The organism is Lactiplantibacillus daoliensis, assembly GCF_005405005.1.
Lineage (GTDB): Bacteria > Bacillota > Bacilli > Lactobacillales > Lactobacillaceae > Lactiplantibacillus > Lactiplantibacillus daoliensis.
Genome location: NZ_BJDH01000002.1, coordinates 14,579 through 38,492 on the forward strand (window position 1 = coordinate 14,579; position 23,914 = coordinate 38,492).

Annotated in this window: 24 protein-coding genes; 6 read left to right on the forward strand and 18 right to left on the reverse strand. The window is 42.7% G+C overall.

Features of this window, described 5'->3' with window-relative positions; all coding sequences use genetic code 11:
* Positions 1-110: 110 nt before the first annotated feature.
* Entirely contained in the window at positions 111-1,031 is a 921-nt protein-coding gene (gene rbsK, locus FFM64_RS02365) for a ribokinase (RefSeq protein ID WP_137606405.1), read from the reverse strand.
* A gap of 277 nt (positions 1,032-1,308) precedes the next feature.
* On the opposite strand from rbsK, the gene FFM64_RS02370 reads away from it, so the two are divergent.
* On the forward strand, positions 1,309-2,046 hold the full coding sequence (locus FFM64_RS02370; RefSeq protein ID WP_137606406.1) for a YebC/PmpR family DNA-binding transcriptional regulator: 738 nt from the start codon (positions 1,309-1,311) through the stop codon (positions 2,044-2,046).
* A 126-nt stretch (positions 2,047-2,172) separates the two neighbouring features.
* Here the strand turns inward: FFM64_RS02370 and FFM64_RS02375 are convergent, their stop codons facing one another.
* Entirely contained in the window at positions 2,173-3,033 is an 861-nt protein-coding gene (locus FFM64_RS02375) for a TIM barrel protein (RefSeq protein WP_137606407.1), read from the reverse strand.
* Between the two features lie 123 nt (positions 3,034-3,156).
* Positions 3,157-4,167 (reverse strand): catabolite control protein A, encoded by a 1,011-nt coding sequence (gene ccpA / locus FFM64_RS02380; RefSeq protein ID WP_137606408.1) that lies wholly within the window; start codon positions 4,165-4,167, stop codon positions 3,157-3,159.
* Positions 4,168-4,432: 265 nt separating this feature from the next.
* Here ccpA and FFM64_RS02385 point away from each other — a divergent pair, with 265 nt between their 5' ends.
* The gene (locus FFM64_RS02385; RefSeq protein WP_137606409.1) at positions 4,433-5,542 is read left to right on the forward strand and encodes a M24 family metallopeptidase; all 1,110 of its coding nucleotides are present in this window, start codon (positions 4,433-4,435) and stop codon (positions 5,540-5,542) included.
* Positions 5,543-5,728: 186 nt separating this feature from the next.
* Here the strand turns inward: FFM64_RS02385 and FFM64_RS02390 are convergent, their stop codons facing one another.
* The 3 genes from FFM64_RS02390 to FFM64_RS02400 form a co-directional block, all read right to left on the reverse strand.
* Positions 5,729-6,682 (reverse strand): aldo/keto reductase, encoded by a 954-nt coding sequence (locus FFM64_RS02390; protein WP_137606410.1) that lies wholly within the window; start codon positions 6,680-6,682, stop codon positions 5,729-5,731.
* A 264-nt stretch (positions 6,683-6,946) separates the two neighbouring features.
* Complete coding sequence (locus FFM64_RS02395) at positions 6,947-7,459, reverse strand: YtxH domain-containing protein (protein WP_223876873.1); 513 nt, start codon at positions 7,457-7,459, stop codon at positions 6,947-6,949.
* A 2-nt stretch (positions 7,460-7,461) separates the two neighbouring features.
* Positions 7,462-7,878 carry a DUF948 domain-containing protein gene (locus tag FFM64_RS02400; RefSeq protein WP_137606411.1) on the reverse strand — a complete coding sequence of 139 codons (417 nt, stop codon included), beginning with the start codon at positions 7,876-7,878 and terminating at the stop codon, positions 7,462-7,464.
* Positions 7,879-8,199: 321 nt separating this feature from the next.
* Here FFM64_RS02400 and FFM64_RS02405 point away from each other — a divergent pair, with 321 nt between their 5' ends.
* Positions 8,200-9,084: a mechanosensitive ion channel family protein gene (locus FFM64_RS02405; protein ID WP_137606412.1), complete on the forward strand. Its 885-nt coding sequence runs from the start codon at positions 8,200-8,202 to the stop codon at positions 9,082-9,084.
* 62 nt (positions 9,085-9,146) lie between these two features.
* Here FFM64_RS02405 and FFM64_RS02410 read toward each other — a convergent pair whose 3' ends face one another.
* Entirely contained in the window at positions 9,147-10,136 is a 990-nt protein-coding gene (locus tag FFM64_RS02410; protein WP_137606413.1) for an AraC family transcriptional regulator, read from the reverse strand.
* 159 nt (positions 10,137-10,295) lie between these two features.
* On the opposite strand from FFM64_RS02410, the gene FFM64_RS02415 reads away from it, so the two are divergent.
* The gene (locus FFM64_RS02415) at positions 10,296-12,185 is read left to right on the forward strand and encodes a PTS sugar transporter subunit IIABC (protein ID WP_137606414.1); all 1,890 of its coding nucleotides are present in this window, start codon (positions 10,296-10,298) and stop codon (positions 12,183-12,185) included.
* A 1-nt stretch (position 12,186) separates the two neighbouring features.
* Positions 12,187-13,662 (forward strand): glycoside hydrolase family 1 protein, encoded by a 1,476-nt coding sequence (locus tag FFM64_RS02420; protein ID WP_137606415.1) that lies wholly within the window; start codon positions 12,187-12,189, stop codon positions 13,660-13,662.
* A gap of 61 nt (positions 13,663-13,723) precedes the next feature.
* Here FFM64_RS02420 and FFM64_RS02425 read toward each other — a convergent pair whose 3' ends face one another.
* The 7 genes from FFM64_RS02425 to racE form a co-directional block, all read right to left on the reverse strand.
* On the reverse strand, positions 13,724-14,005 hold the full coding sequence (locus tag FFM64_RS02425) for a serine O-acetyltransferase (RefSeq protein WP_223876874.1): 282 nt from the start codon (positions 14,003-14,005) through the stop codon (positions 13,724-13,726).
* A 352-nt stretch (positions 14,006-14,357) separates the two neighbouring features.
* On the reverse strand, positions 14,358-15,512 hold the full coding sequence (locus tag FFM64_RS02430) for an N-acetyldiaminopimelate deacetylase (RefSeq protein WP_137606417.1): 1,155 nt from the start codon (positions 15,510-15,512) through the stop codon (positions 14,358-14,360).
* A gap of 16 nt (positions 15,513-15,528) precedes the next feature.
* Positions 15,529-16,242 (reverse strand): 2,3,4,5-tetrahydropyridine-2,6-dicarboxylate N-acetyltransferase, encoded by a 714-nt coding sequence (gene dapD, locus FFM64_RS02435; protein WP_137606418.1) that lies wholly within the window; start codon positions 16,240-16,242, stop codon positions 15,529-15,531.
* Between the two features lie 18 nt (positions 16,243-16,260).
* A complete protein-coding gene (gene cbpB / locus FFM64_RS02440) occupies positions 16,261-16,752 on the reverse strand; it encodes a cyclic-di-AMP-binding protein CbpB (protein ID WP_137606419.1) in 492 nt (163 codons plus the stop codon).
* Positions 16,753-16,841: 89 nt separating this feature from the next.
* Complete coding sequence (locus tag FFM64_RS02445) at positions 16,842-17,360, reverse strand: metallophosphoesterase (protein ID WP_137606420.1); 519 nt, start codon at positions 17,358-17,360, stop codon at positions 16,842-16,844.
* A gap of 1 nt (position 17,361) precedes the next feature.
* Positions 17,362-17,958: an XTP/dITP diphosphatase gene (locus FFM64_RS02450; protein WP_137606421.1), complete on the reverse strand. Its 597-nt coding sequence runs from the start codon at positions 17,956-17,958 to the stop codon at positions 17,362-17,364.
* Entirely contained in the window at positions 17,955-18,773 is an 819-nt protein-coding gene (racE, locus tag FFM64_RS02455) for a glutamate racemase (RefSeq protein WP_137606422.1), read from the reverse strand. The genes FFM64_RS02450 and racE overlap by 4 nt, the downstream gene beginning before the upstream one ends.
* A gap of 199 nt (positions 18,774-18,972) precedes the next feature.
* Here racE and FFM64_RS02460 point away from each other — a divergent pair, with 199 nt between their 5' ends.
* Entirely contained in the window at positions 18,973-19,500 is a 528-nt protein-coding gene (locus FFM64_RS02460) for a YslB family protein (RefSeq protein WP_223876875.1), read from the forward strand.
* Positions 19,501-19,590: 90 nt separating this feature from the next.
* Here FFM64_RS02460 and trxA read toward each other — a convergent pair whose 3' ends face one another.
* The 4 genes from trxA to wecB all read right to left on the reverse strand — a co-directional run bounded on the left by trxA (position 19,591) and on the right by wecB (position 23,912).
* Positions 19,591-19,908: a thioredoxin gene (gene trxA, locus FFM64_RS02465; RefSeq protein WP_137606423.1), complete on the reverse strand. Its 318-nt coding sequence runs from the start codon at positions 19,906-19,908 to the stop codon at positions 19,591-19,593.
* Between the two features lie 86 nt (positions 19,909-19,994).
* A complete protein-coding gene (locus FFM64_RS02470) occupies positions 19,995-22,361 on the reverse strand; it encodes an endonuclease MutS2 (RefSeq protein ID WP_137606424.1) in 2,367 nt (788 codons plus the stop codon).
* Between the two features lie 48 nt (positions 22,362-22,409).
* Positions 22,410-22,661 carry a cell division protein ZapA gene (gene zapA, locus FFM64_RS02475; RefSeq protein WP_137606425.1) on the reverse strand — a complete coding sequence of 84 codons (252 nt, stop codon included), beginning with the start codon at positions 22,659-22,661 and terminating at the stop codon, positions 22,410-22,412.
* Positions 22,662-22,790: 129 nt separating this feature from the next.
* Positions 22,791-23,912: a non-hydrolyzing UDP-N-acetylglucosamine 2-epimerase gene (gene wecB, locus FFM64_RS02480; protein WP_137606426.1), complete on the reverse strand. Its 1,122-nt coding sequence runs from the start codon at positions 23,910-23,912 to the stop codon at positions 22,791-22,793.
* Positions 23,913-23,914: the final 2 nt, after the last annotated feature.

The window sequence follows — 23,914 nt, forward strand, 5'->3', positions numbered from 1 at the left end:
TGTCACGCTCCTTTCAGAGATTAACTCCGCAATCACAACACAAAAAAGCGACCAAGTTAATGATTAAATTAACTCAATCGCAGATTGTTTTTGGTTATTTTTACGTCGCATTAGGCGCGTTCGGCAGCAAGAATATCGGCTGCCATTGGAATAGACGGTTGGGCCCCTAGTTTTTGAACGGCTAACGATGATGCCCGGTTTGCAAATCGCACGGCAGCCGCTAGATTACTCAAATCTGGTGCTAATACTGAACACAACGCGCCAATAAAGGTATCCCCAGCAGCGGTCGTATCCACAGCATTCACCTTATAGGCCGGCACAAAGCCATGTTCTTGCCCCCGCATCCAGAAGGCCCCTTTGCTACCAACAGTGATAATCACATTAGCAACTCCAAAGGTTTGGCAAGCTTCGGCCGCCTTAATCATGGAATGTTCATCCGTCACCGGGATGCCGGTCAGTGTTTCGGTTTCCGTTTCATTTGGAATAATCAAATCCGTCACTTTTAACAGTTCCGCCGCAACTTCTTTCGTCGCAGGTGCCGGGTTTAAAATCGTCCGGCGGTTCGCAGCGTGTGCCAACTCAAAACCATGTAAGGTTGCCGCTTGTGGTGTTTCAAATTGAGAAACCAAGAAATCACTACTCTTAATTGCAGCTTGTGCCAAGTCCACGTCCGCTGCAGTCACCTTTTGATTTGTCCCACCATCGATCAAAATACGATTTTCACTACTACTGTCGAGCATGATCACCGCTGAGCCCGTATCTGCTTCGGCACTGTGCTGCACAAACTCAGCACTGACGCCACTGTCAGTCAGTTGCTTCACCATAAAATCGCCAGCTTGATCCTGACCCACTTTACCAATGAAGGTTGTGTCCGCACCAGCACGGGCCGCCGCAATTGCCTGGTTCGCACCCTTACCGCCGCCGGCCACACTCTTGCCTGTCAACGGCAGTGTCTCACCTGGCTTAGGAAAGCGTTTGACTCTTAAAATTGTATCGACATTCAAACTGCCTAGAACTGTTACTTTATTCATTCAAATTCGTCCCTTCAAAGAAATCGCTAGGTTAATTTTAGCAAAGCGCTCGCCGAAGCACCAGTATTCGTGAAACTTATTATCCTGATTAATATTTTTTGACAACTTACTATCTAAAAAGCAATCCTATCGTCAAGGCTCAGCGGTCCATTTTCTGACACCGTTCTCAAATGCCGGGTAGACAAGTCCAGGCCTTGAAATTAGCTTGTTAATTTGATATGATACTAACCGTATGTTTAAACATAAATTTGATAAATAAAGAAAGAAGGAGTCACACATGTCAGGACATAGTAAATGGCATAACATCCAAGGCCGTAAAAACGCCCAAGATGCAAAACGTGGAAAGATCTTCCAAAAGATTTCACGTGAATTATTTATGGCTGTAAAAGCCGGGGGTCCTGATCCAGATTCTAACTCGAATCTTCGGTTGATCATGGATAAGGCCAAAGCCGCCAACATGCCTAAAGATAACATCAAACGGGCAGTTGCTAAAGGTAGTGGCTCCGATGCTGCGAACTACGAAGAAGTTACCTACGAAGGCTACGGCCCTGGTGGTATCGCTGTTCTGGTTCACGCATTGACAGACAACAAGAACCGGACTGCTGCAGCAGTTCGTTCAGCCTTCACTCATCATGGCGGTGCTTTAGCTGCTACTGGTGCGGTTAGCTACATGTTTGATCGTAAGGGTTACATCGTGATCCAACGGACTGACGACATGGATACTGATGAAGATACGATGCTGATGGATGTTTTAGACGCTGGTGGCGATGATTTACAATCTAGCGACGAAGCCTTTGAAATCTATACAGATCCTAAACAATTAGCCCAAGTTCGAGACGCTTTGGAAGCCAAAGGTTACAATTTGGAAAGTGCCGAATTAACCATGATTCCTGAGACATTAACCGATGTCCCAGAAGACAAGCTCGAGAAATTACAACACATGTTGGAAGAACTCGAAGATAACGACGACGTTGCAGATGTCTACGAAGCCGCTAACTTCCCTGATGAAGACTAGCATGACTTAAAGAAACGGCTTCATATCAACTCGAAAGAGATGATATGAAGCCGTTTCTGTTTACAACTACCTGTGTTAGCTGATTGTCTTGAGCCTAACAACAGTTTAAGACATTTTTAACAGAACTTAACCACGACTTTCTAGCGTTTTAACTTCTAAATGCCGCAAGTAATGGTAGCTGGCTAACATATCTGCACAAGTCGCGTCCGTGGCATCCGGTACTTCATAGATCATAGTAGCCTGTGGATTTAAGACTGGCAAAACTTGTTGCCAATCAATTAAACCAGTCCCCAGTGGTAAACTATCGTGTTTTTGGCCAAGTGAATCGACTAAGTGATAGTGCTGAATCAATGGTTTCAAACGTTTCAAGGAAAGCATTGTCAACGCCATATCACCTTTAAGACCGATAAACAGGTGGCTTAAATCACAAACCAAAGGCAACTGATGTTGAATGATCTGCTCATCAAGCTGCGGATCACCATACATAAAACTCGCTGTAATCCCATTTTCAATCATGACATGACCATCGCCCTGCCGAAGCAACTCATCCAAGCGTGCGAACACCACTTCACGAGCTTCTTTTAATGAAGCGTAATCCTGAATCAGCGCGGCACTCTCACTCCCACCATAGCCACCATGTACCAATAAACGACAATTTTCGGCCGTAACTAGCTCAAGTAGTTGTGCGGTAGACTGCTGCAAAAATTGGTACGCTTCCGGCTGCCGCTTTGGATCCAACAATTGGTCCAAATGAACCCCATGAAAACTCATCGGATGATGAACAATCACATCCTTGGTCACATTCTGGGTCACAAATTCAATGGCGTTTTTTAAACGATCAAAGCCGGCTGAATCAAAATCCGCCGCACTCGTAAAAAATTCAAACGTTCTCGGTCGGTATTGCAATCGATCCATCAGTTGGGCTGGTTCAGCCGACGCTTTCAAACCTAATTGGACGACACCTGGCCGTTTCGGTAAAGTTAACATTTTGATTGTTCATTCCTCTCATGTGTCTGGGGTTCCTGCGTGTTGAAAAACTCAATCCCAACTCGACAAAAAAGCCCAGAACCAAAGTCCTGAGCTTAGTATAACGCAATCTCACTAACCGACCTATTTCGCCGATTTAGTCGATGCACGACGGGCAATCCCATATGGTAAGGTAACCGTCTTTTCATCCAATTCTTTATCATTCATTAACTTAGTTAACATCCGCATCGCCACGGCACCGATATCGTACAATGGTTGCGTGATCGACGTAATTGCTGGCCGCGTGATTTGCGTCACAATTGTGTCGTTACTAGTGATTACTTCCAAATCGTCTGGCACACTCACACCAGATTCGATGCTGGCATTGATAATCCCAGCTGCCATTTCATCATCACCAACGAAAACAGCGGTTGCGCCACTATCAGCGATAACTGGTTGTAACTTCGTCCCAGCATCGTATGAATAGCCGGCTTCATAAATTAACTTGTCATCATAAGGTAATTTAGCCTTGTTCAAAGCCCGCTTATAACCAGTCAAACGGTATTCCGCATTGATAGATTGTGACAACGGTCCGAGAGCCAAAGCAATCTTCTTGTGTCCACGTTGAATTAAATTGGTCACTGATTCTTCAACTGCCGCTGCATAGTCAATGTTTACACTAGGCGTATCCCCTTGTGGATCAACCGTCCCAGCTAAAACCACTGGTGCCTTAGCACGTTTGAATTCAGCTCGAAGTTTATCATCAATATGGTTCCCCATGAAAATGACACCATCAACTTGCTTAGCCATCAACGTGTTCAAAACATTCACTTCTTGTTCGCCAGCATCGTCAGAATTGGTTAAAATGATGTTATATTTGTACATCATCGCAATATCATCAATCCCCCGTGCTAATGAAGCAAAGTAAATATTGGTGACATCAGGAATAATGACCCCAACCGTTGTTGAACGCTTGCTAGCAAGCCCTCGAGCAACTGCATTGGGCCGATAATCAAGTCGTTCAATAACTGCCAAGACCTTTTTACGGGTCGCTGGTTTCACATTTGGATTCCCATTAACGACCCGTGAAACTGTAGCCATTGAAACCGCCGCTTCACGTGCCACATCATAAATCGTAACTGTTTGTTTTTCCATATAAAATAGCCCTTTCTTACTTGGTATAACTTGTTTTCATTCGTTTTCATGCAACATCAACCAATATAGCAAAATTATCGCGGCGATGCAACTTAAGAAACTAATTGAAATCGCTTTCATGAAAATAATACCGTACTTGTTTTCAAAAAGCAAGATTTTACAACGACTTTTTCAAAGACAAGCGCTTCTTTTCTCACTTTGCTTTAATGAAGCGCATAGACTAAACTAAGACTAGCAACAAAACTTAACTTAAGGAGTGATCTAAGTGGCAGATTATACTAAACTGCAACAAGTACGTCAATGGACCGTCGACAACCATGTTGACGTGACCTATGTTAGCGATTATCATACGATTTCTTATCTCACTGGTTTTGGGAGTGATCCGATTGAACGGACGCTCGCCCTCTTCGTCTTCGCGGACGCCGAACCATTCTTATTTGCACCCGCACTAGAAGTTGAAGCAATTAAAGGCACTGGCTGGCCTTACCCAGTTTACGGTTACTTGGACCATGAAGATCCCTACGCCTTGATTGCCAAACATATTACCGATCAATTGACCGATCCTAAGGTCTGGGCATTAGAAGAGGCCAGTTTAACTTTAGGCCGTTTCCAAGCTATTCAGAAAGAATTCCCAGCAGCCCACTTTGATAAAAACTTATCACCAATGATTCAACAACTTCGTTTGGTCAAAACACCAGATGAATTAGAAAAATTGAATGTTGCTGGTAAATGGGCTGACTTTGCCTTTGAAAAAGGCTTTGCTGCCGTTAAAGAGGGCCGCACTGAACAACAAGTCGCTGCTGAACTTCAATATGCCTTGATGCAAAAAGGCGTGATGGAAATGAGCTTTGGCACGTTGATTCAAGCCGGCGCTCACGCTGCTGAGCCACATGGTGCCACCAGTCAGGCTAAAATCAAGCCAAATGAATTTGTTTTGTTTGACCTGGGTGTCATGTGGGAAGGCTACGCATCTGATGCCTCACGGACGATTGCCTACGGTCAGCCAACCGCTAAGCAAAAAGAAATCTATGACGTTTGTCTTGAAGCTCAGTTAACGGCCCAAGCCGCTGTTAAGCCAGGTATGGCTGCCGAAGATGTCGATAAATTGGCTCGTGACGTGATCACCAAGGCCGGCTATGGTGAGTACTTTATTCACCGTCTTGGCCATGGCTTAGGTCAAACTGACCATGAATTCCCATCCATCATGGCTGGAAACCATATGCCATTAGTTGAAGGAATGTGCTTCTCCATCGAACCTGGGATTTATATTCCAGGCGTCGCAGGCGTTCGAATCGAAGACTGTGGTGTTGTAACTAAGGATGGCTTCAAGCCATTCACTCATACTTCTAAAGACTTGAAAATTTTAGATATTTAAGCCAACAAAACAGAGTCTGGGACACCCCCAGGCTCTGTTTGTTGTTCCTAATATTTATAGTCGAAACGTGGAACAAAAGGCTGCGACCTCCGCTTAGCTACGAAAGTCGAACGATTGAAAATGCCAATCATTCGACTTTCTAGGCTATGCTCGGTAGCAGATCACCTTTTGTTCCACTCTTTTTTGTTATGGCAAATCATTACCGGCTGCAAAGTAGACGTCATACCACTCTTGTTTGGTCAATGTGACATCCGCGCCGGCGATACTTTCCGTTAAATGCTGAGGGTTCATTGATCCCAAAATAACTTGCATCTGCGCGGGATGCCGCAATATCCAAGCCGTTGCGATGGCATTCTTCGTCACACCATACTTGTCTGCCAAAGCCTGTAACTCATCATTTAAACCCTGAAACTTTGGATTATCAATAAACGTGCCGGCAAACATGCCATATTGATACGGTGACCAAGCCTGAATCGTCATCTGATGCAGACGTGAGTATTCAATAACTTCACCATCACGATTAATACTCCGGTCATCTTGCATGTTCGTATGCAACCCAAAGTCAATTGGTCCTGTATGCATGATGCCAAACTGGAGCTGGTTAATGATTAACTTTTGATTAATCGCTTGCTGAACAAGTTCAACCTGCATTGGGTTAAAGTTGGAAACCCCAAAGTGTCGGACTTTACCACTGCTTTGTAAGTCATCAAACGCAGCCGCTACTTCATCCGTTTCCATCAAAGGATCCGGTCGATGTAGCAAAAATGAATCTAAGTAATCCACTTGTAGCCGTTGCAAGATACCATCAACGGTCGCAATTAAATGTTGTTTTGAAAAATCGTAACGTTGACCGAAAACCAGCTCTCCACTACTTTTTTCAGGATCAAGCACAATTCCACCTTTAGATTGAATAAAGAAATCGTCGCGTTTAAGACCGGATTGCTTTAATGCCGTTCCAAACGTCTTTTCTGACTCCCCATTACCGTATATATCCGCAGCATCAATCATATTAACGCCATGTTCGTGAACCACATTAAGCACATTCGCCGCTTCAGTGGTATTTAAACGGACCATCCGCATGATCCCTAAAGCCACCGCCGAAACACGATTTTGAGTTGAACCGAGTTGAATTGTTTTCATAACTTTTAACTCCCTTGATTTAATCACATGGTTAGCATAAGGCTTAGAGTTAACTCTAAGTCAATCTTTTCAGGAAACTTTTTAACTTCGTAAGCCTGGACTTGATTCAGTAAGTCATTCAAGTTTAACGTTGGAATTTGATCACAATCCACAGCCGCTTCACTTCCAAGCCGTTGCGCCAATTGAATACATCATTAATTTCCCCTTAAGACACTAAAAAAAGCCACACACACTTTGGCATATGACTCTCAGTTTAAAAACTAATTATTCTTCAGACTTAGGTTCATCGGTAGTAGCATCCGCTTCACTGGTCGCCGCATCAGTTGTGCTTTCTGCTTCGGATTCAGCCGAAGGTGCCACTGAAGTCTCCACGTTATCAAAGGCAGCAGCTGAATCAATCACGATATCATCGCTGTCGTCTTCGTCATCGCTCTCCGCTTCAACGCGTGCCAATTCAGAACGCAGGCTATCTGTTGCCTGGTCTAAGCTAGAACTAAAGCTCTCACCGTCTTCGGACTTGGCAGCTTGATATTGATCTGCAAAGTCTGCCACTTTGCTTTTGGCATCAGCAAATTGCTTGCTAGCTTCATCTTTGAAATCTTCAGCGGCATCATTCGCATAAAACGCGTAATCAATCGCCCGATCCTTGAAGTCAGCTAATCCCTGTTGTGCTTTTGCTTTCAATTCAGCCTTTTTATCATCATCCATTTTCATGGCGACGGTTACGATGGCCGCACCACCAAGTGCTAAACCAAATAAGAATCCCTTTTTCGACATAATTAAGACTCCTCGCTATTATTTTTTGAGCGTCGGTTCCGGTACACATCAAATGCGGCTTTACCGACCTTCGAAGCACTCGCAAACTTACTCCGCTTTTCATTGTTTTTACCAACCTTGGCCGTTAATTCCCGCGTCGCAGCATTTAGATCTGAAACACTCTGACCTAAATCGCCCATGGCCTTAAAGGCTGGGTCAATCGTGGCAACTTTACCATTGACATCTTTTAAAAGTTCATTGGCATTTGACATGATTTTTTCAGTTTCATGTGATAAGGCATCCACATCATCCGTAATCGTATTCAAGCTACGGTTGACTTCACCCATCGTCTTCGTAATACGGACTAAGAAAATCCCGATGAAGCAAACTAATAATAAGAATGCTACGGCGGCAATGATCCCCGCAATATGTGTAATCATCTTAAAAATTCCTCCTTCAACAGCATCTACATTAGAATAAGCATAGCATTGTCATAAAAATACTGCAATGAAAAAAGTGCTTACAACCTGATAAGATTAGCCTTTGAGTTGTAGCGCTTACATGACCGGCCATTTACTTACTAACGCACCTGCCGATTATTTCAATTCACCACAGCGTAATAGGCTAAAAATACTCAGGGACACTGTCCATCTTCAGCGTCTACCTGTCTTCAACCCTCATGAAACGTTTTGAATTCAACTTGGTTCAAGGAGCCAAATCTGCTAAACTAAATTTCAGACAACTTTAACGAAGGTGAAAAAATGTTTTTTCCATTAAATCTTGGTGTCGTAGAAACACCAAAACAAGTCTCAGTGTGGATGAGATTGGTTTCCAAAATCGATTGGCAACAAATCGTTCTCAATATTGGCGGTAAAGTTATTGAAATTATCCTCTTCAGTGCCCTATTTTGGATCATTGACCGGATTGGTAAACACTTGATCCATCATGTATTTATTGCCAACGCTAATACAAACGATAATGCTTCCAATCGGCTTTCAACCATCTTTACGCTATTATTAAATATTTTTCATTATATTATTATGTTTTTCTGGCTTTACGCCATTCTCTCAACCTTAGGCGTGCCAGTTGGCACCCTGATTGCCAGCGCCGGGATATTCAGTGTGGCATTAGGCTTAGGTGCTCAAGGATTTGTGAGTGACATTGTCACTGGCTTCTTCATTTTGCTAGAGGACCAATTCGACGTCGGGGATTACGTCAAGATTGAAACCGTCGAAGGTACAGTTTCAGCGATGGGGTTACGCACAACTCAGATCACCAGTGCAGATGGGACCTTGAATTTTGTTCCTAATCGTAAGATCTTGATCATCAGTAATCAATCACGAAACGATATGCGGGTCTTGATCGACTTGCATATTACAGCCAGCACCCCTGCAACCGAATTAACCCAAGCCATTGAAGCCACCAACAAAACTTTGATACCAGATTATCCCGACATCATCGGTGAACCTGATATTCAAGGTGTCACCACTCAGGCAGATGGCACATTAGTCTTTCGAGTCCAGTTTTACGTTAAAAATGGGATGCAATTTGCCATTCAACGAGACTTTTTAGCCGCCTATTTAGCTGCTGCGAAAGACGCTGGTATTCAGTTACCTTCCCTATCATTATATCGACCACATCCATAGAACCTAAAAAAGGTGTTATCTGGATACTTGAACAAAAGTATTCGATAACACCTTTTTTGAACTTATCGATAAATAGTCCGATATTTTGCTGGACTATGCTGATACCGTTTTTCAAACTCCTTAAAGAAGAAGCTTTTATTTTTAATCCCAACTGCGTCACTAATTTCATTAATATTTTGATCAGTGGTAATCAACAGATTCGCTGCCTTGCTCAACCGGAGTTCCTTCTTGAGATCTGAGAAGCTTTCACCTGAAGTTTTGCGGATAATACTAGCCAAATAACTGGTCGAGTACCCAAATTTCGTACCCAATTCAGACAACGAATAATTGTCAGCATTCTTTTCAACAAATCGTAAAATCCGCAAAAAATCATCCGGAATGATTCTTTGGTTTAATCTTAACAATTGACCCGATTTATTCTGATTATACGCACGTACTAACTCAACAAAAATAACATGCATATATGCGTTAATCGTTTCAACGGAAAAAGGTGTGTAACCATAATATTCTTCCAAAACATACTGAAAAAGTTGCGTGATCTTTTTGTCATGATTTGTTCTAAAAAGAATAAAATTGTCATGATTATTAGTTGCAGCACTCAGCGCCGCCAATAACCAACGGTAAACAATCCCCTCACTTTGCAAACTCACAATAAAATCATGAGAGAAGAACTCGTGGCTCAGACTAATGTTAATAATAATATCATTCTTACCCAAGCTTTCCTTACTCCGGACAACATTTGTATCAAAAAGACAAACGTCGCCTGCACTTAATACCAGCTTCTGGTTATCCACGTTGTAAGTGCATTCACCAGAATAGACATAATTAAGGTTTATGTTGGTATGAATGTATTTAGGAACAGTCGTAAAACGTGAATCCTTACGTATTTGGACCACATTTTTATTCAAAAATGGTAACCGAAATAAGTAAACTTTTTGTCCATGATAATCAATCCTATCAATTTTTTTATAGGCGTCGCTTAAACGATCAGGATGACTCTTATAATATTGTTCTTGGCTACTCTCTTTCATGAGCATTTTTTTAATATCCATTTTTCACCATCGATTTTGTTACTTTTCTACAATAATACTGTCATTGTTTCGTATCAATTATTATTGTACGCTTAACTCACGGTTGATGTAAGCGCTTATCATCAAATATGTCATTTATAAATATGTTTTGTTACTTTTATTTAAGGAGGTATTCACAAAATGTCAGAGAGTCAATTTTCACTTGCCGCGCCAGTGAGCGGCAAGCTTATCTCATTAAAAGAAATCAATGATCCAGTATTCTCACAGGGATTAATGGGCACCGGTTTTGGCATAATTCCAAATACTAAAGAAGTGGTCTCACCCATTAGCGGAGAAATCGTCATGATTGCATCGTCTAAACATGCCATTGGACTCAAGTCACCAAACGGAGCCGAAATACTGATCCATATGGGAATTAATACCGTTGAACTCAATGGTTTACCGTTCAAGCTTGATATCCATGAACACGATATCGTGAAAAAAGGTCAGTTATTAGCAACAGTTGATTTGACAATGATTCGTGAAAAAGAGCTGGATCCGACTGTTATTACAGTCATTACAAACTCTAAACAAATAGTTGATTCGCTTGCATTGACAGGCACCCAAGCAAACGTTGGTGAGACTGCAGCAATAGTTACCAAATCAGCAATATCAGCTGAACCCACTTTATCCCAAGATGCTGAGTCAACACTCGGAGAACAAATTTTATCAGCCATTGGTGGAAAAACAAATATTAGTGGCCTTACTCACTGTGCAACCCGTTTGAGATTTACCTTAAAAAATAACCAACTTCCAAATGATGAGCGGATTAAAAACATGGCCGGAGTTCTAGGCGTCGCACGTGCTGGAGGACAATATCAAGTCATTATTGGGCAAAACGTACCTACTATTTATCAGCAAATCATCGATAAGATAGGAGAACCCGAATCTGAGTCAAGTACCGATACATCCAAGAATACAAAATGGTTCTCAAGACTCTTGGATCTAATAACCGGTATTTTCACACCAATACTGCCTGCAATTACTGGGGCGGCGATGATCAAAACCTTGCTAATTATTTTGACATTACTAAATGTCATCACAACAAAATCACAAACATATATCATCTTATCTTTCGTGGGGGATACCGCATTTAGCTTTTTGCCAATTTTTCTTGCATACACGGCCTCAAAAAAGTTTGGCTTAAACCCCTTCATCGGGATGGTATTGGGTGCAATGCTATTACACCCAAATTGGACGGCACTAGTTGCTGCTGGTAAACAAGTTCATTTATTTGGTTTTCTTCCAGTTACGCTAGCAACCTATACGTCGACGGTTATTCCAATTATTTTAATTATCTGGATTGCGTCATACATTGATAAGTTCGCTGAAAAAATATCACCAAATGCGATTAGATTCTTTACACAACCTTTTCTTACCTTACTCATTATGGTTCCAATTGCCTTTGTTTTTGTTGGGCCACTGGGTTTCTTAGTCGGTAAAGGACTGGGAGCTGTGATTACGGCCATCCAAACTAAAGCACTTTGGTTATTACCGTTACTGTTTGGTATCTTTGCGCCAGTATTTATCATGACTGGTATGCATTATGCGGTTACAATTCCACTAGTCTTAACTTCTATTGCGACCCAGGGGTTTGATATGTTAGGTATTGGTTATTTGGTGTCAAATATTGCTCAAGGAGCTGCCGCACTGGCAGTTGGTCAGAAAACCAAAGATACCAAACTCAGAGCACTAGCATTTTCCTCTGGATTAACTGCATTACTCGGTATCACTGAACCTGCACTATACGGCGTTAACTTAAAATATAAAAAGCCTTTTCTAGCCGTGATGATTGGTGGCGGAGTTGGCGGCTTAATCGGTGGTATCTTTGGTGTCAAGCGGATGACATTTGCCCCTACTGGTTTAACCACGCTTCCTATCTTTATAGACCCCAAAAATGGTGGCAACTTTATCTGGGCAATCATCGGATCAATTTTAGCATTTGGCATCAGCTACTTAATTACGCTAATTATGATCAAACACGATAAAAAATTACAACAGCAAATTCATTCTAATAAGGAGACCGATTAATATGCAAAGTTCATACCCAAAACTCCCCGAAAACTTCTTACTTGGTGGTGCCATTTCATCTTCACAAGCAGAAGGTGCATTTGACGCCGACGGTCGCGGACTAGAAACTCAAGATTTACGTTTTTTTGATGCGAAATGGGATCGCAGCACCCGCGACCAACACCGGAACCTGAATATTAACTTGTCTGAATATCAACAAGCGCTAAATTCCACGAAGACTGAAAATTATCCATTGAGACGGGGCATCGACTTTTACCATCAGTATCCGGATGACATCAAATTGCTAGCAGCTAGTGGACTAAAAATTTTTCGTACTTCAATCAGTTGGGGACGCATCTACCCCAACGGTGACGAATTAGAACCCAATCAAGCAGGTCTTGATTACTACCGGAAATTATTTGAAACTTGTCACAAATACGGGATGCAAGTATTTGTCACGATTTTGCACTATAGTGTGCCAGTTCATTTGGTCGAAGCATACAACGGCTGGCAGTGTCGGAAAATGATTGACTTCTATGTTAAGTTGGCTAAAACACTGTTTGAACAGCTTGGGGAATTGGTAGATTATTGGTTACCATTTAATGAAATAAACGCCTCTCGCTTCAATCCCTACAATGGCGTCGCAATCATCCGGGATAATTTCAAAAACGAACATGATTATTTGCAAGCAAGTTTCCAAGCACTTCACCATCAATTTGTTGCTAATGCACGCGTTATCCAATTAGGACACGAGTTATTACCTGGCTCAAAATTTGGTGGGATGATTGCACGTTTCACGACGTATCCAGCAACTTGTAAGCCTGCGGATATTTTTAAAGCCTACACAGATGAAAATATCAAAAATTACTTTTATACCGATGTCGAAGCACGTGGCTACTATCCAACCTATATTCAAAAATATTTCAAGCAACAACAAATTAGCATCCAGACTACTCCTGAGGATACAAAGTTACTCAAAGAAAATACAGTTGATTTTCTTAGCTTTTCTTACTACATGTCAATGATTGATACGGTTGATCAAGAAAAGTACCATTCAACCAGCGGTAATCTGGTTTCTGGTCTCAAAAACCCCTACTTAAAGACATCAGAATGGGGCTGGCAAATTGATCCCGAAGGACTTCGAACCAGTTTGAACAGTATGTATGACCGCTACCAGCTGCCACTATTTATTGCTGAAAACGGAATTGGTGCCCGGGATACTTTACACAATAATACAGTGGAGGATGACTACCGAATTGATTATATTGCTGCTCACCTGAATGAAATCAGCAAAGCAATTTTTGAAGATGGCGTTCCAGTGATTGGTTACACGCTTTGGGGAGTTATTGATATCGTCTCTTGCGGAACACTTGAAATGTCAAAGCGTTACGGTATTATTTATGTCGATTTGGATGATGCTGGGCATGGTACTGGCAAGCGATATCTTAAAAAATCCTATTATTGGATACAACAGCTTCTCGGTACCTTAAAAGAATAAAGTATGCAAAAACGCGCCCCCACTTTTCAAAAAGTGAGAGCGCGTTTTTACGTGTTATTCCTTACTCAATCGACCATCTATTGACGATAAATTTTCCAGGATTCGAATAATTAACAACCCTAGCATAATTCCCCACAGCCGTAGCATTGTCCGGTATATCTTTAATAACCACACTACCTGCACCGATAGTGACATTACTACCGATTTGAACATTTTCCACAATACAGACGCTTGGACCTATATAAACATTATTTCCAACAGTTGCAGCATTTTCTGAATTTGAACCAATCGTCGTGAATTGGCTCAAATTAACATTATTACCGATAACCGCAGTACTGTTCACGACAACTGGTCCCCCATGACCAATATAAAGTCCGTAGCCAATTTCCGTATTAGTCCTAATTAAAATCCGTTGATGCGTCGGATCTAGCCGCCACATTATCTTCCCCAATAATTTTTTTAGTCCGGTTTTATTTCCAAGACGGATTGCAACTTGAAACCGAAACGTATCATTTATCAGATAGCCTTAAAAAAAGGTTAAATAATCACTTTTCCCATAATATCTATATAAATCACTTTTTATATATGCATCCAATAACTTATTCCTCGCTTTTAATAATTGACTTTCATAGTGGGTGTATAAAGCTGTCTAAAGGGTGACATAAACCTAACTCTAACTCAATTTACTTATAACATTATTCTTGTAAGTTATTACGATGGGTCAAATAGCCGGTCATCGCATTCACACCAGCCATAATGGCACTTGTATGAGGCACCATATGTTCAGAATGCAAAGAATACGGGCTATCGACACCCAACCAGAACATTGTCCCAGGAATTTGATGAATCAGGAAACCAAAATCTTCCCCAGTCATCGCTGGCCGAGTCTCGATAAAGTTAACTTCATCATCATGCTTCATATAGGACATAAAATCAGCGGTAATCGCATCATTGTTTTCAACGGGATAATACCCACCCTGATGCAAATCAAGATCAATATTACAATCGTACGCAAGCGCAATCCCTTCAACAATTGTACGAACGCGCCGTTGAATATGCAAATTCATTTCTTGTGTCAATGCCCGGATGGTTCCGTCGATTTGGGCCTCGCCAGCGATGACATTGCCAATGGTTCCGGCAGTGAAATGGCCCAAGGTCACGACACCACTCTGAATTGGATCAACGTTTCGAGACACGATAGTCTGCAATTGTTGTACCAATGCTGAACCAGCCACAACCATGTCGTTGGCATTATGTGGAAAAGCAGCATGTCCACTCTTACCAGTCAAATGCGCGTGAATTTCACAGGTGCCGGCAAATAAAGTTCCCATCCGACAGCCAATCGCCCCAGCAGGTAAATCTGGATTATCGTGAAACGCGAAAATCTCATCTGGCAACCAGTCGGCATCCAAGGCACCACTCTCATAAAGACGTTTGCCACCAGAAGCGTTTTCTTCGGCTGGTTGGAACATAAAAATCATATCTGTCGCTGGTTGATTTTCAGCAAAATAGCTTAAAATTCCCAGGGCCACGGACATATGAATATCATGTCCACAAGCATGCATCGTACCTGGATGCTTCGATGCAAACGGTAACCCAGTCGCTTCCGTCACTGGTAAGCCATCAATATCTGTTCGATAACCAATGCGATAATCATGTTTTTGACCACTCACCTTGACCAAAATCGCCGTATCCAAAGTTGGTATCTTCTTAATCGTCAAATACGTTTGCGGCATCTTAGCGATGATCGACAACAAATACGCTTGCGTTTCATGTTCTGCCAAACCTAGTTCCGGAATTTGGTGTAAATGTTGATAAATCGGAATTAACTCAGCTTCCTGTAATGCCATCTTTACACCTCCAGAATTAAAGATTCCGTAATTCACTCATGAGTTCAGTCTTACTCTTAGTTTTGTCGTCGATATCTTTTAACTTACGAGCAGGAACACCGCCAACCACGGTATTTGGTTCAACATCGCTGATAACAATGGCGCCAGCCGCAACCACGGCACCTTTACCAACGTGGACGCCTTCCAAAACCACGGCGTTGGCACCGATTAACACGTCATCATCGATTTGTACAGGCTTAGCCGAAGGTGGTTCAACCACGCCAGCTAACACAGTACCGGCACCAATGTGGCAATTTTTTCCAACAATCGCGCGGCCACCCAAGATGGCACCCATATCGATCATTGAACCTTCACCGATTTCGGCACCAATATTAATCACAGCACCCATCATGATGACAGCGTTGTCGCCAATTAAAACTTGGTCACGAATCGCAGCACCAGGTTCGATTCGCGCATTGTATTGTTTCAAGTCAGCCATTGGCACCGCTGAATTGCGAGCATTATTTTCTAATTCTGAATCTTCAATCTTATCTGCATTTGCCTTTAAGAAAGGTTCAACATCGGCCCAATCGCCAAATAATACCCCAGCGTTGCCACTGAAGAACGTCTTAATCCCAGCAGGTACGTCGGTAATTTGGTCAAGCTGACCTTTTACAAAAACCTTCACCGGCGTCTTTTTCTTTGAGCTACCAATGTAGTTAATAATTGATTGTGCATCTAATTTTGCCATTAGAGGGCCTCCATTATTTCAATTAGTTTTTTCGCTTCTGGAAAAATCCTTCTCAATCATATCATATTGTTTCCCGATTTCATGAGTCAAAAAGTTGAAACTCTTCATAAATTCTCGCCGGGTGATGATACCTTGAAAAATGCCATCGTCAGCCACGACTGGTACAAAGGGATCATTGATCATCAAGTGTAAGGTGCTTTCAACATCTCCCACTGAGGTCACCGTTTTGACCTGAGTTTCCATCACATCACTGACATGCATGTTCATTAAAATCTCGGTATTCAGGTGATCAAATCCTAGCATTTGTTCCGTTATCAATGGTAAGGAAATCAATCCCTCAAAGTGGCCGTCATTATCTAATACGGGAATTTTAGAATATTTAATCTTCGTTAACACCAAAAAAGCGTGGTATAAATTATTATCAGCTTGGACAACCGCCACGATATCAGCAGGAATCAAATAATGATCCGCGTTACGCAGCAGCATATCCTCAACTGGTTTGATCAACATCAGATGAACCCCCTTCTAAAAAGACTCTCTTTCTATTTTACCTGAAAGTGACGTCAAGTTAAGGATTATCTGGTGATTTTAAGCATTCTTTAGCTCGTGAAATGAAATTTCAATTCTGGAACGGGTTGGCGCTGACGATTGTAATATTGAACAGTCACATCTTGACCAGTCATTTCAACAATCGCATAAGTCCCACCAAGACGACTAAATTCACCGCGAGGTTGGCTAATACTCCCCGGATTCAGGACCAATAAGCCGTTATGCCGCTCCACGCCTAATTGATGCGTGTGACCAAAGAAAGCCAACTGAGCGTGTTGCTGATTGGCGGCCGCCATCAATTGATCCAAACCAAAGTTCACCCCAACTAAATGGCCATGAGTCATATACACTGAAACACCGTCAACCGTCGTGCTCACAACTTCTGGTAACCGGTCATCAAAGTCCATGTTACCTTGGACCGTGTACATCTGCTTGAAAACATCATCGTCCACTTGTAACTCAGAATCACCACAGTGGAAAAAGGCATCGACTTTACCTTGATAAGCCGCCAGTAATGACACTAAAATATCGCGATCACCATGACTATCACTAACCACTAGACATTTCATCTTAATTCGCCCACCATTCATCAAATTTTGGCATCAGTTGTCGCAGGGCTGCCCCCCGATGACTGATCGAATTTTTCTGAGCATCCGTTAATTGCGCTAACGAACATTGAAACTTCTCGGACCAAAACAACGGATCATAACCAAAGCCATTGTCACCACGGGGCGCAATCAAGATTCGCCCTTTGAGTTCACCAGTCACGACTAACTTCCGTCCATTCGGTTTCAAGGCAACTAGAGTCGTATGAAAGGTTGCCGTCCGCTTCGCTTCTGGGACACCGCCTAAATTTGCTAACAACTTTGCATTATTGGCCGCATCATTATGATCACCGGCATAACGCGCAGAAAAGACCCCTGGATCACCGTGCAGGGCATCGACCATCAAGCCTGAATCATCCGCAATCGTGGGGAGTCCAGTCGCCTCGACCACTACCGTTGCCTTTTTAGTGGCATTTTCTTCGAATGTAATGCCGTTTTCGGTAATCTCGGGAATCGTCGTAAAATCCGCGAGTGTTTTGATCGTAATTGCGTAATCTTTGAACATCTCCGCGAATTCACGCGCCTTACCAGGATTATTAGTCGCAATAATTAAGTCCTTCATACCAAGTCGCCTCCTAATTCAATCTGGGTCGCTTTAAAAGCTGGTTGCTTGAGCCAATCTTGCGCAATCGTCGCAAACTGATCTGCTGAACCGGTCGTATAATAACGGTCCGCTTGTGGTTTCTTACTACTAGTAGTCGCAATATCCAAATAGTCTAACATGAAAGAAACACCGTTAACCGTTTCTGCACCCGAGTCAATCAAGGTCACGTCTGGACCGATCACATTTTGAATTAAGGGTCGTAACAATGGATAATGGGTACAGCCCAACACTAGCGTATCAATCCCACTATTTTTGAAACTCTGGAGCCCTTCAGCCACCACTCGTTTCGCTACAGGAGAACGGTATTCATTTGATTCGACTAGCGGCACAAACTTGGGACAAGCTTGTGAGACTACCGTTGCACTTGGGTCTTTCGCCAAGATGGCGTTACGATAAGCGCCACTACGAATCGTCCCTTCAGTCGCAATCACCCCGATCCGGTGATTCTTAGACGCCTTAATCGCCGCCCGGGAACCAGGTGAGATTACGCCGATGACTGGAATATCTAGCTTTGCGCGTAAGTCTGGTAACGCCGCTGCCGTCGCAGTATTACAAGCAATGACCAGCATCTTAATGTCCTGTGACATTAGAAACGTCGCCATTTGCCAGGAAAAATCGCGAACTTGAGCGCTCGGGCGCGGACCGTATGGTAACCGGGCTTGATCACCAATAAAAATAACACGTTCACGGGGAAGCTGTTTCAAGGCTTGCTTGACTACAGTCAAACCGCCAACCCCGGAATCCATGAAACCAATTGCCTGTTCATTAGACATTTTCAAAATCTCCGTTCGCTGAATTCTGAAACTTTATTATGGTCTTTTTTACCCATGATTTCAAGCAACACCAAATGGGTATGAATTGGTAAAGTTTCCGACTTAGAAAGTGAAAAAAGGCTGTATATCTATAGAAACAAGGTATACTATTTATTATGGTGCAGTGAGATACTGCGATTACACATGGAAAGGAACTATCATGACGAACGCCTTTTATTCTCAATTTGCGGGTAATGCAATCAAGTCTTCCGTTTTAAGCGTTGAAGTCCTGCGCGATGCCTTGTTACCAAACTTGCTGGGAGACGATAGCAGTGGGATCCTTTACTGGGCAGGTAAAGATTTGGCGCGCCAATTTCCAGTTGCTTCAAACGATGACCTCGTCACCTTTTTCGAACAATGTGGCTGGGGACATCTCATTCTCCAAAAGGAAGCTGACGATTTGATCACCTATGAGCTGACCGGGGAACCAGTCGCTCGTCGAAGTTTTGCGCTTAAAGCTCCCGATTTCATGCTGGAAACTGGCTTTTTAGCGGAACAAGTGAGCGAACGGTTTAACTGTGTCAGTGAAGCCAAAATCACCTTCCAAAATAAAATGCGACTCCAAATTTCGGTCACAATTGACCATGAACAACCCTTATTGGGACATGATCCACAAGCACCGCTTGAAATCGTCCGGCCAGAAGCGGATCAACAACCGACTGATGATGAGCAATCGCCACAAGCTTAAGTCTAAAACACTACCTGAGAGTGGTGTTTTTTTTTACAAAAAAAGAGCTTCAATTACCATCACTGATAACTGAAGCTCTAATCGTCAAGTCTAAGCTTCAACGAATTGATCTAAACTCTGCATAATTTGTTCTTTAGAATGGTAGCCGACCAAGGTGTCGACCACTTCACCATCTTTTTTAACGAGTAAAGTTGGAATACTCATGATGCCGAAGTTGCTAGCCGTTTCTGGGTTAGCATCGACATCCATCTTGTTAAAAGTCACCTTGTCACCCATTTCACTGGCTAATTGTTCAACCACTGGTGATTGCATCCGACATGGACCACACCAAGTTGCCCAAAAATCAGTTAATGTTACGCCTTTTGCGGTATCCGTCTCGAAAGTCTTATCTGTAGTTGCTTCGACCATGTTAATCGGCCTCCCTATAATTTGTCATTTACTTATAGTAAGTATATCAGTTAACCTTAAAAAAGCACAACCAATTTGTCCACAATCTATTTAAAACTAACTTCTGTCGCACCGTTACCGCCATGGTTTGGCGCCGCAAAGTGAAATGACTTGACTTGTCGATTAGTCTTCAAATACTCGGTAATGCCTTCACGCAATGCCCCAGTCCCTTTACCATGGACAATAGTCACCGCTGGATAACCAGCCAGTAAGGCAGCATCAATGTAACGATCTACTTGCGTCATCGCATCTTCATAGCGAACTCCTCGCAAATCAAGATTAGGTGAGACGTGACTAGCATTCGCAGAGCGCACCACTGCCCGGGCTTGCTTAGGTTCCGCTTCTGGCGTCACCTTTTCCATATCTGCTTCTTGAATCTTCATCTTTAAAATACCCAACTGAACTTCCCACTCATGTTGGCCCATTTTCTGAACGAGCACACCACGCTGGCCGTATGACTTCACTAAGACATCGTCACCCTTATGGAAATCTTGCTTGGCTTTTTCGTGTCGTAACACGCGGTTTTTCTTCAACTTAGGCTGTTGTTCCAAAGCATTCAATGCACCTTTAGCATCAATTAACTCATTTTCTTTGATGTTAGCTGTGCCACTAGCAAGTTGTTTCTTGCGTAGATCACTAATGATCGCGTCGGCCTTTGTCTTACTCTTTTCAACAATTTCATTAGCTTGTACCTTCGCAGCTTCAATCAGTTGATCTTTACGTTGCTGATAGGCATTGAATTCGCTCTTCAATTGTTTATGCAGCTTATCCGCGTCAGTTAAGTCAGTTGTTAGTTGCAACTGTTCGTCTTCCACTTGCTTGCGCTTAGCAACCAAGTCAGCAATCATCGCATTCAAGTCCTGACTATCACTGTCTGTCAGTGACCGGGCTTGATCGACAATCGTTTTTGGAATTCCTAATCGTTGGGCAATGTCTAACGCGTTACTACGGCCAGGAATCCCAACGAGCAAACGATACGTTGGCTTCAACGTGGTCTCATCAAACTCCATGCTGGCGTTGATGGTCTCCGGACGGTTAAATCCGTACGCTTTTAATTCTGGATAATGAGTGGTCGCGACAACTTGCGTATTTTTAGCACCAATCGCATCCAAGATAGCAATTGCCAAGGCTGCCCCTTCTTGGGGATCGGTCCCAGCACCCAATTCATCGACCAGCACTAAACTACGGTCATTAATCTGAGCCAGAAAGCTTTCAATATTTTCCATATGTGAGGAGAACGTACTCAAATTTTGCTCAATCGATTGTTCGTCACCAATATCAGCAAATATTTGATCGTAAATCCCAATCCGACTGCCTTCATCCACGGGAATAAATAACCCCGATTGGCCCATTAACTGTAATAGTCCGAGAGTTTTCAGCGTAATGGTTTTCCCACCGGTGTTTGGACCGGTGATCACAATCGCCTGATAGTCCGTACCCAACGTAATGTCGTTGGCAACGACTTTCTTTTGATCAATTAACGGGTGCCGAGCTTGGCGAAGATAGACTTCATTTTTAACTGAAACGGTCGGTTCCGTGGCTTTCATCGCGTGGGCATACCGGGCTTTGGCATTGATAAAGTCAAAATGACCCAGCATTGCAGCGTTTTGCAGAATTTCGTCTTGATACGGTGAAATCAAATTAGAGAGTTCTTCCAAAATCCGTTGCTCTTCTTGTTTCTCTGCCACCTGATTCTGCCGTAGACGATCATTCAACGCCATCACGGCCTGTGGTTCAATAAATAACGTCTGTCCACTCGCACTTTGGTCGTGAACGATTCCGCCAAAGCGACTGCGATTCTCTGCCTTGACTGGAATAACATAACGATCGTTTCGAATCGTAATAATTGGATCACTCAGGTACTTCGCGTCTTTGCCACGCGTATATTGTTCCATCTTCGAACGAATTTCGCCTTCGGTTTTACTGATGTGGCTCCGAATACTGCCCAATTCTGGTGAAGCGTTGTCAGTAATATGACCATCGCCTTCAATGGCCGTTGCTAGTCGCTTCGTGACTTCCGGCAACGTCACTAACTCTTGAACTTCGTCAAATAAATGGCGAATACCATTTTCAGGTGAATCTTCTAATAAGTCTTCAAAGAAGCGGGTAATCGCGCGCGTTGTCTTTAAAACACGGCCCACCTGGCCTAGCTCGCTACCATTTAAAGTAGCTCCAATTGCCAAACGTTTCATGTGCGGTGCAATATCCGCTAGCCGGGCAATTGGAATACTACCTTTTAACCGGTAAACTTCAGCACCGTCATTCGTTTCATCCAGTGCAAATTGGACCTGGTTGAGATCACTCATTGGTTGTAGCTCAGCGAGTTCTTTCTGACCCGCTGCCGACACTAAATAAGGTGTCAGTTGTTGTTTAACTTGTTGGTACTCTAAGGTAGTGAGTACTTTGGAATTCAAATGTATCCCTCCTTGGAATCTCATCGAACGCAAAAAAAGATGATGCAGCTATTCTTGTGCATCATCCGGTTGCATCTTCAATAATTCTGCCTGTTTATCCACCTGATCTGAAATCGCATTGAAAGCAATCAAAGTTGCAATCGCTTGGTCAGACAGGTCTGGGGCTAATTTCTTTAGTTGTGCAATTTGTTCATTCATCATCCGTGTCACCGTCTGCATGTGACGATCGGATGCGTTGCCGATGATTGTGTAATCGTGACCATCAATTTCCGCTTTAAAGCGGCGCTTGCTTGTAGCCATCTTAACCCAGCTCCCTTGTGTTCAGTAACATGACTTATTTTAGCATGATTGCTGGGTTTATGCGACTTTTAAGGTGCCAACGATTACTAATATCTTTGTCAATAATTGATCCACACTTAATAGCAAGCATTACTCTTCATAGTTTGCAAAATATTTTTGCAAACTTTGTAAAATTCGTTCAACTGCATGACCGTCACCATAAGGATTCGGCGCAATTGCCATTCGTTGATACTCGACTTGATGATCTAATAGTATCATCATTGCCGCTTCTACCTCCTCCTGCTGCGTACCAACCAACTTTAATGTTCCGGCAGTGACTCCCTCTGGCCGTTCCGTTGCTTGACGTAAGACTAAGACTGGCTTATTGAGAGAAGGCGCTTCTTCTTGAATACCACCAGAATCAGTCATAACAAAATAACATCTTGAGACAATATTGTGAAAGTCAATCACATCCAGTGGCGCGGTCAGATGAACTCGCTCAGTTGAATCCAAAACGCATTGTGCTATTTTAAACACTTTTGGACTCAAATGTACGGGAAAAACAACATCCACATCCTGATACCTTTCAACAACTGCCTTAACCGCTTTAAATACTGATATCATCGGATTCCCTTGGTTTTCTCGTCGATGCATCGTTAACAAAATTATTCGATGATTAGGCTGTACCAGATCTAAAACTGGGTGCTTATAATTCGTATTTACAGTCTCTTTAAGCGCATCAATTGCTGTATTGCCGGTCACTATAATCTTGTCGCTATCACGATTTTCCTTAATAAGGTTGTCGCGACTCAAAGGAGTTGGTGCAAAAAAAAGATCAGCTAAACTATCCGTCAACTGACGATTCATTTCTTCAGGATAAGGCGAGTATTTATCCCATGTTCGTAATCCGGCCTCAACATGGCCAACTGGAATTTGATGATAAAACGCGCTGAGACTTGCCGCAAACGTTGTTGTCGTATCCCCATGTACCAAAACTATATCTGGATCTTCGTCTGACATGATTGCGTCCAGACGTGTTAAAACCCGACTGGTAATTTCTGCTAAACTTTGATTGGGTTGCATAACGTTTAAATCATAATCGGGATTAATTTTAAAAACTGTTAACACTTGATCCAGCATTTCACGATGTTGTGCCGTTACAACCGTAATTGGGACAAAATTTTGTGATTGTTGCAGTTGTCTGATCAATGGTGCCATTTTAATTGCTTCTGGCCGTGTACCCAAAACCGACATTACTTTAATCTTTTTCATAA

What these genes read in the sequence shown, in the direction of transcription:
- FFM64_RS02430 (WP_137606417.1), bottom strand. Translation starts at nt 15,512, where the DNA reads ATGGCATTACAGGAAGCTGAGTTAATTCCGATTTATCAACATTTACAC.
- FFM64_RS02390 (WP_137606410.1), bottom strand. Translation starts at nt 6,682, where the DNA reads ATGAAAACAATTCAACTCGGTTCAACTCAAAATCGTGTTTCGGCGGTG.
- FFM64_RS02405 (WP_137606412.1), top strand. Translation starts at nt 8,200, where the DNA reads ATGTTTTTTCCATTAAATCTTGGTGTCGTAGAAACACCAAAACAAGTC.
- FFM64_RS02420 (WP_137606415.1), top strand. Translation starts at nt 12,187, where the DNA reads ATGCAAAGTTCATACCCAAAACTCCCCGAAAACTTCTTACTTGGTGGT.
- FFM64_RS02375 (WP_137606407.1), bottom strand. Translation starts at nt 3,033, where the DNA reads ATGTTAACTTTACCGAAACGGCCAGGTGTCGTCCAATTAGGTTTGAAA.
- FFM64_RS02370 (WP_137606406.1), top strand. Translation starts at nt 1,309, where the DNA reads ATGTCAGGACATAGTAAATGGCATAACATCCAAGGCCGTAAAAACGCC.
- trxA (WP_137606423.1), bottom strand. Translation starts at nt 19,908, where the DNA reads ATGGTCGAAGCAACTACAGATAAGACTTTCGAGACGGATACCGCAAAA.
- FFM64_RS02415 (WP_137606414.1), top strand. Translation starts at nt 10,296, where the DNA reads ATGTCAGAGAGTCAATTTTCACTTGCCGCGCCAGTGAGCGGCAAGCTT.
- FFM64_RS02445 (WP_137606420.1), bottom strand. Translation starts at nt 17,360, where the DNA reads ATGAAATGTCTAGTGGTTAGTGATAGTCATGGTGATCGCGATATTTTA.
- racE (WP_137606422.1), bottom strand. Translation starts at nt 18,773, where the DNA reads ATGTCTAATGAACAGGCAATTGGTTTCATGGATTCCGGGGTTGGCGGT.
- dapD (WP_137606418.1), bottom strand. Translation starts at nt 16,242, where the DNA reads ATGGCAAAATTAGATGCACAATCAATTATTAACTACATTGGTAGCTCA.
- FFM64_RS02400 (WP_137606411.1), bottom strand. Translation starts at nt 7,878, where the DNA reads ATGATTACACATATTGCGGGGATCATTGCCGCCGTAGCATTCTTATTA.
- ccpA (WP_137606408.1), bottom strand. Translation starts at nt 4,167, where the DNA reads ATGGAAAAACAAACAGTTACGATTTATGATGTGGCACGTGAAGCGGCG.
- FFM64_RS02460 (WP_223876875.1), top strand. Translation starts at nt 18,973, where the DNA reads ATGACGAACGCCTTTTATTCTCAATTTGCGGGTAATGCAATCAAGTCT.
- wecB (WP_137606426.1), bottom strand. Translation starts at nt 23,912, where the DNA reads ATGAAAAAGATTAAAGTAATGTCGGTTTTGGGTACACGGCCAGAAGCA.
- cbpB (WP_137606419.1), bottom strand. Translation starts at nt 16,752, where the DNA reads ATGTTGATCAAACCAGTTGAGGATATGCTGCTGCGTAACGCGGATCAT.
- zapA (WP_137606425.1), bottom strand. Translation starts at nt 22,661, where the DNA reads ATGGCTACAAGCAAGCGCCGCTTTAAAGCGGAAATTGATGGTCACGAT.
- FFM64_RS02450 (WP_137606421.1), bottom strand. Translation starts at nt 17,958, where the DNA reads ATGAAGGACTTAATTATTGCGACTAATAATCCTGGTAAGGCGCGTGAA.
- FFM64_RS02410 (WP_137606413.1), bottom strand. Translation starts at nt 10,136, where the DNA reads ATGGATATTAAAAAAATGCTCATGAAAGAGAGTAGCCAAGAACAATAT.
- FFM64_RS02395 (WP_223876873.1), bottom strand. Translation starts at nt 7,459, where the DNA reads ATGTCGAAAAAGGGATTCTTATTTGGTTTAGCACTTGGTGGTGCGGCC.
- rbsK (WP_137606405.1), bottom strand. Translation starts at nt 1,031, where the DNA reads ATGAATAAAGTAACAGTTCTAGGCAGTTTGAATGTCGATACAATTTTA.